This is a genomic window from Rhizobium sp. LjRoot30 (assembly GCF_964253915.1).
Classification (GTDB): domain Bacteria; phylum Pseudomonadota; class Alphaproteobacteria; order Rhizobiales; family Rhizobiaceae; genus Metarhizobium.
This window is the reverse complement of sequence record NZ_CAXUSG020000034.1, coordinates 1-9,692: the sequence shown is the minus strand read 5'-3', so window position 1 is coordinate 9,692 and position 9,692 is coordinate 1. Positions and strand designations below refer to the sequence as shown.

Sequence of the window (9,692 nt, the reverse complement as noted above, 5' to 3'; positions counted from 1 at the left end):
GGTATAAGCGCGAGAGCGACAACGACACCCGAAAGCACGTCGCCACGGATGTTGGAGAACCACTCCTGACGGTAGTTTGAAAGAGTTCGCATGGGAGATTTTTCACAGTTGAGGCAACGGGCCGAGCGAAACTCGGTCCTCGAAAATGGAATAGGTTGCGTTGCTGTGTTGTCTGGCGGATTGGCGGCCAGAAGAGCCACCCGGAGTTTCACCGGGTCCTTGTGGATAAGGCTAATTAGCTCACAAAGTTAAATTTAGCAATTATGTCTCCGGTCTCAACCCGCGACAAAACATAGGACGCGACTATCCAGGTGCGGACGCAGTCTACCGGTCACATTAGAAAAGCCCTGAGTTAGAAATGCTGGCTGATCGCTGCATGGGCACTTCGGACCATAAAGAAAAAAAAGCCGCCCGAAGGCGGCTTTGATCGGCGTGGGAAGGTATTGCTCAGAATTCTTTCCACTCATCTGCAACGGCAGCGGCCGGGGTGCGGCCGCCAAATGCCTTTACAAGGTTTCCTACCATCGATCTTGGAACAGAAGCCACGGCCGAATGCGTGGACGCCGCTCTGACTGCAGCGGTTCTCGTCCCACCCGTTGAATAGGAGGCCGTGCCAAGCTGGAATTGAGATACCAACTCCCGTAGCTTTCCAGCTTCATTTGCAAGCGTTGCACCGGCGGCGCTGGCTTCTTCAACCATTGCCGCGTTCTGCTGAGTGACCTGGTCCATCTGGTTAACCGCAGTGTTGACCTCCGACAATCCTACGGATTGTTCACGTGAAGAGGTCGCAATCGCATCCATGTGCTGATTGATCGTGACAATGGAAGTCTCGATGGTAATATCGCCTTCGACCTTCTGTGTTCTCTCGTCGGTACTGGAGATGACGTGGTTGCGCCAAGCTACCCTCAGATCAGCGAAGGCTTTGTCTGCATCCTTGGCAAGGCCGAGGCTTGGCATCCAGCTTCCCGCAATTTCGGACGTTTGTTGGTTGATTGCTGCCATGCGGTTGACGGTGAAGACGGCAAATCCTGCCAACAGGATACCCATCACCGAGAACAATACGACCAGGGCGGTCTTGATCTTCGGGCGTGTCATATAAGTCGCTCATGAGAGTTCGTCCCTAGGCACGCATCTGCCTGAGACGGAAAAGGGACCGCTCAACATTCGCGGCTCGCTAAAACTAGCGGCTCTTGATTGAGTGTCCGTAAAGGTTTTCCCTACAGCCGCTGTCACGTGGGGTTGTCTGTCCTGATAATTCCCTTTCATGACACCCCTTGGCCGACGTAGCATTGGCAATCGGCCGCATCGCTTAGTGGAAATTCCGGCTTTTGATTTTCAGTTGATCGATGTGAAGATCAGGGATGAAGATGTCCCTCGATTTGATGGCAGCCTTATCTCTGGGATCGGGTGCTGCGGAGCCATGGGCAAACTCGTCACCCCGGCCAGTCGGCAACCGAAATCCGCTATCGCGATCCGCCAAGCTCGAAAGGTCCTGCGAGAGGTCGAACAGTTGCTGAGCAACCAGGTGCACAACGTCACCCTCACGCTGGATACGCCCATTGATGGCCAACATTGATGCGCTCAGGACAATTCGACGCGATCTCTCGAAAAGTTTCGGCCAGACGACAACGTTGGCGATGCCCGTCTCATCCTCCATCGTGATGAACATGACGCCTTTGGCTGAACCTGGTCGTTGCCGAACCAGGACGAGACCTGCGGCCATGACCCAGCGCCCGTCTCTTTCTGAAATAGCATCTGCACATGTGACGATCCGTCTTTGATTCAGCTCACTTCGCAGGAAACTCACCGGATGCTCGCGGAGGGTCAGACCAACATGCCCGTAGTCTTCGACGACATTGTGCCCAGCGGTCATTTGCCGAAGCTGAACTTCCGGCTCCTGTTGCTCGACAATTGTTTTCGCCTCCCGTTCGGCTGCAGCGGCGAAGAGCGGTAAAGGTTCATCACGCAAGGCTTTTATCGCCCAGAGGGCATCTCGACGCTGCAGACCAATGGATGGCAAGAACGCGTCGGCTTCCGCCAATTCAACCAGCGATGCGGCCGGTACTCCAGACCGTCGCCACATGTCGTCGACGTCTGAAAAACGCTGATCCGCTCTCGCCGCTGTTATCCTGGCGACATCGGCTGTGGCCAAACCCCGAACCAAACGCATGCCAAGGCGAACTGCATATCGGTCTGTGCCTTCGACAGCTTCCAGCGTGCAATCCCAACGCGACCGGTTCACGCACACAGGAAGAACATCAACGCCGTGATCACGGGCGTCGCGTACGATTTGGGCAGGAGCATAAAACCCCATTGGCTGCGAATTCAAAAGCGCTGCACAAAAGACGTCAGGATGATGACACTTCATCCAGCTCGATGCGTAGGCAATAAGCGCGAAAGAGGCTGCATGGCTTTCAGGAAACCCGTAGCTGCCGAAACCTTCAAGCTGAGAAAATGTCCGCTCGGCGAAATCAACGGCATAACCGTTGCGAACCATGCCTGAAACAAGCTTGTCCTTGAAACGGGATACTCCGCCCGTGAACTTGAAGGTCGCCATGGATTTGCGCAGCTGGTCTGCCTCGCCACCGGTGAAGCCCGCGCATACCATAGCGACCTTCATTGCACTCTCCTGGAAAAGAGGCACGCCTAGCGTCTTGTGTAGTACCGCCTCCAACTCGGGAGTAGGATACTCGACTTTCTCTTTGCCTTCGCGGCGGCGAAGATAGGGATGAACCATGTCGCCTTGGATCGGCCCCGGTCGCACAATGGCAACCTGGATAACCAAGTCATAGAATGTGCGCGGCTTCATGCGCGGCAGCATCGACATCTGCGCGCGGCTCTCGATCTGGAAGGTGCCGAGTGTGTCGGCACGTCTGATCATCGCATAAGTGGAAGGGTCCTCTCCGGGTATCGTCGCGAGATCGAGCGGCAACTCCTTATGTTGCTTTAGAAGATCGAAGCTTTTGGCCATACAGGTGAGCATTCCAAGCGCAAGAACGTCGACCTTCATAAATTTCAGCGCCTCGACATCATCCTTGTCCCATTCGATGATCTGCCGATCATCCATCGCGGCTGGCTCAATAGGTACGAGATCGTCGAGCCTATCATGCGTCAAAACAAAGCCGCCTGGATGCTGACCAAGGTGCCTAGGCGCTCCCATCAGTTGCTGAGCCAACTGAAGCGTGAGCGCTAGTCGGCGGTCGTCCGGGTTGAGATTCAACTCACGAACCTGCCGCTCACCCACCGTCTCAGACCATGACCATACTCCTTTCGATAGAGCGGAAATCAGGTCTTCCGGCAGGCCAAGTGCCTTACCAACATCCCTTATCGCACCCTTGGCGCGATATCGAGTTACAGTTGCGCATAGAGCCGCCTTGTGGATGCCGTAGGTTTTGTAAATCCATTGGATGACCTCTTCGCGCCGAGAGTGTTCAAAATCGACATCGATATCGGGCGGCTCATCTCGCTCTTGGCTGATAAACCGTTCAAAGAGGAGATCGTTGGTTGAGGGATCGATACTGGTGATGCCGAGAATATAACACACGGCGCTGTTGGCCGCCGAGCCCCGTCCTTGACATAAAATTCCCCGCGAACGCGCATAGCGAACAATGGAGAACACCGTGAGGAAATATGGCGCGTATCGCATGCTCGCAATAAGAGCCAACTCACGGCGGATGGTTTGTTCCACGTGTTCTGGGAGGCCTTCGGGATATCGGGTTCCCACTCCTTCCCAGGTGTAATGTTCGAGTGACTGCTGTGCGGTCATTCCTTCAATCAGGGCTTCTTCCGGATACTGGTAGCTCAATTCTTCCAAAGAGAAGGTGCAGCGCTCTACAATTTCCATTGTTCGTGCAAGCGCCTCAGGATAGCGCGGAAATAGTCGCGCCATTTCCTCTGGCGGCTTCAAGTATCTATCTGCATGCCGCTCGCGTTCGAAACCGACGTTATCGATGGTGGTTCTGCTGCGAATGCACGTAACAACGTCCTGCAACTGCCGACGTGATGGTTCGTGAAACAGAACGTCATTCGTGACGACCGTTTTTACAGAATGTCGAGCGGCAAGATTGGAAATCTCATGTAGTCGTATTTGGTCGTTGGGGCGACGACGCAGACAGAGCGAAACATAAGCGCGGTTGCCGAACACCACCGCCATTTTTCGAAGCTGAATAGCCAACGTCTCATCGGGTAGGTCCGGTATGAGGATGGCGATCAAGCCCTCAGCGTAAAGTGCGACATCGTCGAGGGTGAGAATGCACCGTCCCTTACCTCCACGTGACTTGCCAAGAGTCAGCAACCTTGTGAGCATGGAATAGGCTATCTTGTCGGTTGGATATACCAAGATCGACATGCCGTCCTGCAGATCAAGACGACACCCAACCACCACTCGCAACCCAGTCGACCGTGATGCCTCAAGAGCGCGAACGACGCCCGCGAGGGAATTGCGGTCAACAATGCCAATCGCCTTGATACCGAGCGCTTTGGCGGTTGCAAACAGCTCGTCAGCAGATGACGCTCCTCGAAGAAATGAGAAATGCGTGGTCACTTGGAGTTCCGCGTATCTCATGTGAAAGTCCCGTGCAGAAACCAGCGATGTGTTCCTGTCTCCAGATTGACACCATCACCTGAGCGGTAAATCCAATAGCGTTCACCGGCTTCATCGACGACCGTAAAATAGTCGCGCACGGCTGCCCATTCCGAGGTTCGCTGCCACCATTCCCCGAAAATGCGCTCTGGTCCGTCAGCCTGCTTTACTTTCCGGCGCTTTCCCCTCCAAGTGAAAGAAACAGGAGGGTGATCCGGCATCAAAGCGATGACATCTATGCCCTCGGGTTGAGCCAGCAACCTTATAGGGCGCGGCCAGATCAGCGGCCATGTCAATCCGGTTTCTTCAGCAAGAGGCAATATTCTGCGCACTGATCGCTCCGGGACATCGCTCGCAACCGGTGTCATGCGATAGAGATGGTAAACCCCGCGATTGCCAAGAATATCGACGAAGGGTCCGACATCCGGCATCTGTTGATCGACTAGATCAGATATGATCTGTTTTTCGTCGAGCGGTTCCACCAGAGTTGCAGCGAGACTGAGTTTCTCTATGCCGAATCCTGGATCGATTTTTTCGATCCGGTCTTTGAATAGCTTGGTCAACCACGCGACATCACGAACGGGTTTCGCGGTCCCAGCTCGAAGGGCTTGAAACGTGTTGTCTACTCGGTGGACCAGGAGGTCGGCACGCCTTACCCCCATGCCTGTCCGCTGCAACTGCCGACACAGCTTTTGAACGAGTTGCGATATGTATTTTGCAATTGTCTCAGTTGCCCCAATCGGCTCCGCAAATGTTCGATGAATCTCTATAATGTTCTCAGGCCGAATTGGCTGAATCGGCTCAGCCACAACGCCTAGCATTTGATCTAGACGGCGACCCAGTTCAGGGCCAAAACGCAGCGTCAGAGGTGCGCGTGGTGTCTTGATCAGATCACCAACACTGCGAAAGCCAAGTGTGCGCAACCCTTGAATTGTTTCGGAATCAACTCTCAAAAGTGCGATTGGCAAACGCGCTATCGAAGCTTCGACGCCGCCGTTCAAAATTACTGTGGTGCGAGTGGTCAAACTTCGCGCAAGAGCATGAGAAGCCCCCCAAGTGCTGGAAACTGCTGCTTTGGCAGCTAATCCACGCGCATGAAACCGATTGACCAGCCCACTGAGCATCAGTTCCTCTCCCCCCTGAAGGTGATCCGCACCCTCCGTATCCATGACGATGCCGTCGGGGTTATCCATCGCCACCACGGGTGAGTATTGACTAAGCGCCCATAGGGTCAGGCGCTCCAGGGCAAGACCGTCTGCCACTGGGTCTGCGTCAATCATTGCAAGCCCTTGAACGAGCGCCTGTGCTTTCGAGGCGGGCATTCCAATCTTGAGGCCATGCTTTGCGGCAGGAGTGTCGATGGCAGACAGCCAGCGTTTCGATCCACTGCGTGAAATAACGCCAATAGGAGTGTCAGCGGGTATTGAGGGATCGGCGCGCCTGATCCGGTCCGTCGTGAGCGTCGGAAAATAAACAGATACGACCCTCGGCATCACAGGCACCTACAATGAAATCCGCACTTTCTCCGGCCTTGACCCTTATCAATTCCGCCAACCACCGCGCTCTCCCTACACCTGGCACTTGCAAGGGCTCGGCTGGCAAAACGGAGATACGCCATCGCGTAGTCGCTGCCGTCGGGTGGCCAAAGTCGTTGGCTTCGGATTGGCGTCGCCACCGGCGGATGATGAGGCCCATAGTACCGGACCCCTCTGCCGCGAGCTGCAACCTTCTCGATGCTGTCATCGGCAATCGGACGACTTCTGCAACCACTGCTGCTATTCCGCCAAAGCGAAGCGCTTCTTCGGCGCTCTCAAGCACATATTCCTCGCGGATCGCTTCAACATAAATGACGCGATCTGGATGAAGCCCAACCTGTGCTAAAGCAGGTGCAAAGAGGTCGGGTCTAGCCAGACACCAGACGACTTTGCCTTTGGTGCGAGCCGCTATGCCAGCAACAAACAGAGCTGCGGCTGCGCCATCGACGGTTCCAGCGCCGCCCCCAGCAAACTCATGGATTGCTCCATGAGCCAAACCACCACCTGGCAACCGGTTATCGATCAATTTCGCTCCGAACGGAAGCACGATCCGCGACTTTCCGTTCGCGCCTTCAAGGTGTTGGATACGCTCACGCAGTTCTGAGATGACTGTTTTGGCAAGCGTCATGTTGATCAGGACCGAATTCGGTTTGTTATGTGATGAAAAGAAGATATGTTCCCTTTTTGTTCCCAATCCATACGCGAGTCAATGGAGGTTTGGTTAAGGGCTGCGGATCGGACTTGTCACTCCACAAGGAGGTGGGTTGAGAAATTCGTGCAGATTCAAGGGTCTAATCGATCTTCATCCACAGCCAACAAAATGTCATCGATGAGAAAAATCCCAACGGCCTTCTAACACTGAGAGATTTCCGCGCGGCGGTCATCACAATTGAGTGCGTCCCCTGCAAGAAAAGCAACGAGTTTGATCGCAAAGCTCTTGTGCGACAGTTTGGAGCAGCGGCCACGTTTATGCAGCTTCGTCGACGCTTGGCAGTTGGTTGCGACCAAATGCTGTCTGAAGGCGGAAAGGACAAATGCAAAGCCACCTTCCCCTGCCTTGCTAATTTAGGACTGTCGCACACAAAGGAAATCGATCCATGACTGACAGAATCGTTTCTTTCGAAGAAAAGCGAGTTCGCTAGCGAATTGGCAGTGGAAGCCCCCGGTGTGCCTTGAGCCTTAGACTATCAGCCAATTGTCAGTGTGGCTATGTTCTCCGAAAACGGCAGACTTGCGCAACTCGACATTCGGACCTCATGCGACACCCTATAACCAGCAATCAAGAGATGGATTTTTTCCGGGCCAGGCAGGCGGACATTGTCATAGCGCCGGTCTTCGGGAAATCCGAGGTGACAATGGCTAGGCTCTCTTGCATTCGTTCTGGACATGGGATCATCGATCCACCCGTTCATGAGGACGCGTTCTTTTTGGCATTCAACCTTCGAGATTATGAGGGCGACCTTTGGGTCGACGGCAAGAAGGTAGACAGCAAAATTTCTAGAAGCGGCAACTTCACGATATACGACTACCGGAGGATGTGGCTCGCAGACATGAAGTCATCATTTGACGGACTGGGCTTCCATATTCCTCGCTCAGCGCTGACTGCCTTCGAAGAAGACCTGGGCGGTAGACGGATCGACACGCTTCATGCAGTCCCAGGACGGGATGTCGAGGACGATATCGTACGGGGCTTGATACGCGTCTGTCTTCCAGCGGTCCATAATCCAGCTAGCGCAAGTCGCCTTTTCCAGGATCACGTTGCCGCAGTCCTTACCTTTCATCTCTGCACGACCTATGGAAGCCAGAGCACTCAACCGCCAGTTTACGGTCACCTTGCTGCATGGCAGAAGAGACGCGCGCTCGAACTACTTGAGGCAAACCTGGCGACAGACGTGTCTCTCTCTTCCGTCGCTGAAGCCTGTGGTCTATCTCAGGGACATTTTACGCGAGCGTTCAGACTGTCTGTCGGCCACCCACCCTATAAGTGGGTGATCCTCAGGAGGGTGGAGAAGGCTAAGGAGCTTCTGCGAACAACAAAGCTCACCATTGCTGAAGTGGCGTTTTTATGCGGCTTCTGTGACCAGGCACATCTCACCCGGATATTTAGAGCGAAAATAGGAACCACTCCCGGTCAGTGGCGGCGGGCATTAAGCTAGGACCGGCAGGGTAGCGCGGGCGATGTAGTCAACAACTTAGTCAACTGCGAGGTCCGGCGCACTCGACGCCGTTGAAAAAGCGGTCGCATTTGCGATCTTATAGAATTCACACCGCCTGTTCTCGCTCATAAAAGGCGTTCAAGGTTGCAACCTGTATGCCGAACTTGGTCAAGGATGCATTTGCAGTCATGCGATTCTTGTCATGCAGAAAAAACCAGTCATCGAATCCAAACCGCGCTTTCGAGCCGTCCGAGGCCGGAACTTCGCGATGATAGGTCCAATGAAAAGCGTTTCCTGTTTGCTCGCCTTTGGCAGTGCCTTCGATAAGCGTCTCCCGCCCGTCGTATTCACTTGGGCTCCGTTTGATGATGGTCCACGTCAGATGGTCCTGATGACCATCATCAAAGAAGTACGTCTCCTTCAAAGATAAGGTGTTGGCAGAAGCCTCCCATCTACCCTCTGCTTCGATTGAAAAGCGGTTCTGAAGGTTTCCCATGCGGGTCAACACAATGCCCCAACCTCGAAGGCGGCCTGAGAAAAAGTCTTCCAGGATGAACTCTGGCGGCTTGCTAGCAAAGTCTTCGATTTTCATCGGTATCTCCCTATTCCGTGAGAGAACCGTCCGCGCGGCCGACAGTTCCATCAGTTCAAATTGGCAGAAATTTCTGGTGAAACCGGCAGCGCTCCATCCCAGGAGATTGGAGCAGTGCTACTGCCCCCGCCAAGACGGCGGGATGCTCGGTCACCGGTGAAGCATTTTCCAACAAAGCCTCTCGGAATACGATTTATTTCGCCGAAGTTGTCGGGTTTATGAGCATTCGTGCGTCGTTCTGGAAAGTGAGGAGGACTTCCATTTGACGATGCCAGAAATTATTGTGCGGGACGCTGAGCGATACGTCGCCGTACGCTTGCCCGTAGTCATACCGTTTGCCGAGGAAGTCGATCCAGCGTTCGATGAGTTGTTCGAGGCTTTTTCACAAGCGGAGGTGCCATCGAATGGGATGGAGTTTATCAAGTTCAACGTTGTCGACATGCCGAGCCTCGAAATCGAGACCGGCATGACCACGGATGCGACGATTCCATTGTCTGGCCGCTTGGTCGAAGGTGTTCTTCCCGCAGGACGCTTTGTCCGCATGAAATACACCGGCGCGTATGAGGGATTGCTAGATGCCACGGCCATGCTCATCGGGTGGGCCAAGGAAAAGGGATTGCGGTGGGACGCTACCAGCAGTCAGGCAGGGGAGTTGTTTGCGTGCAGATTAGAGGTACACGACAATAACCCTTCCATCGAACCTGATCCTAGCAAGCTGGTGACGACACTTCTTTTCAAGTTGGCTGACATCTAAGAGTTATATCGGATGCCCTGCCAAAAACGGATGAAAGAAACCCGTCTCATCGTAACATCTACGCAATTTGCGT

At 54.2% G+C, this 9,692-nt stretch carries 7 protein-coding genes and 1 other annotated feature; of the genes, 2 read left to right on the top strand and 5 right to left on the bottom strand.

Features of this window, described 5'->3' with window-relative positions; all coding sequences use genetic code 11:
• Nucleotides 1-166: 166 nt before the first annotated feature.
• Nucleotides 167-222: a sequence feature (sul1 is cis-regulatory element that is thought to sense ions involved in sulfur or methionine metabolism; They are found in Alphaproteobacteria), on the bottom strand.
• Between the two features lie 225 nt (nucleotides 223-447).
• The 4 genes from ACSQ3I_RS27815 to ACSQ3I_RS27800 form a co-directional block, all read right to left on the bottom strand.
• On the bottom strand, nucleotides 448-1,095 hold the full coding sequence (locus ACSQ3I_RS27815) for an MCP four helix bundle domain-containing protein (RefSeq protein WP_436004394.1): 648 nt from the start codon (nucleotides 1,093-1,095) through the stop codon (nucleotides 448-450).
• 214 nt (nucleotides 1,096-1,309) lie between these two features.
• On the bottom strand, nucleotides 1,310-4,564 hold the full coding sequence (locus tag ACSQ3I_RS27810; RefSeq protein ID WP_436004392.1) for an error-prone DNA polymerase: 3,255 nt from the start codon (nucleotides 4,562-4,564) through the stop codon (nucleotides 1,310-1,312).
• Nucleotides 4,561-6,075 carry a Y-family DNA polymerase gene (locus ACSQ3I_RS27805; protein ID WP_436004390.1) on the bottom strand — a complete coding sequence of 505 codons (1,515 nt, stop codon included), beginning with the start codon at nucleotides 6,073-6,075 and terminating at the stop codon, nucleotides 4,561-4,563. The genes ACSQ3I_RS27810 and ACSQ3I_RS27805 overlap by 4 nt, the downstream gene beginning before the upstream one ends.
• Nucleotides 5,996-6,745, bottom strand: a complete 750-nt coding sequence (locus ACSQ3I_RS27800) for an ImuA family protein (RefSeq protein ID WP_436004396.1) — start codon at nucleotides 6,743-6,745, stop codon at nucleotides 5,996-5,998. The genes ACSQ3I_RS27805 and ACSQ3I_RS27800 overlap by 80 nt, the downstream gene beginning before the upstream one ends.
• A gap of 658 nt (nucleotides 6,746-7,403) precedes the next feature.
• Between ACSQ3I_RS27800 and ACSQ3I_RS27795 the strand changes: the two genes are divergently transcribed.
• Nucleotides 7,404-8,273 carry a helix-turn-helix domain-containing protein gene (locus ACSQ3I_RS27795; protein WP_436004388.1) on the top strand — a complete coding sequence of 290 codons (870 nt, stop codon included), beginning with the start codon at nucleotides 7,404-7,406 and terminating at the stop codon, nucleotides 8,271-8,273.
• Nucleotides 8,274-8,379: 106 nt separating this feature from the next.
• Here the strand turns inward: ACSQ3I_RS27795 and ACSQ3I_RS27790 are convergent, their stop codons facing one another.
• Nucleotides 8,380-8,865, bottom strand: a complete 486-nt coding sequence (locus ACSQ3I_RS27790; protein WP_436004386.1) for a DUF3833 family protein — start codon at nucleotides 8,863-8,865, stop codon at nucleotides 8,380-8,382.
• 262 nt (nucleotides 8,866-9,127) lie between these two features.
• Between ACSQ3I_RS27790 and ACSQ3I_RS27785 the strand changes: the two genes are divergently transcribed.
• Nucleotides 9,128-9,619 (top strand): hypothetical protein, encoded by a 492-nt coding sequence (locus ACSQ3I_RS27785; protein WP_436004384.1) that lies wholly within the window; start codon nucleotides 9,128-9,130, stop codon nucleotides 9,617-9,619.
• Nucleotides 9,620-9,692: the final 73 nt, after the last annotated feature.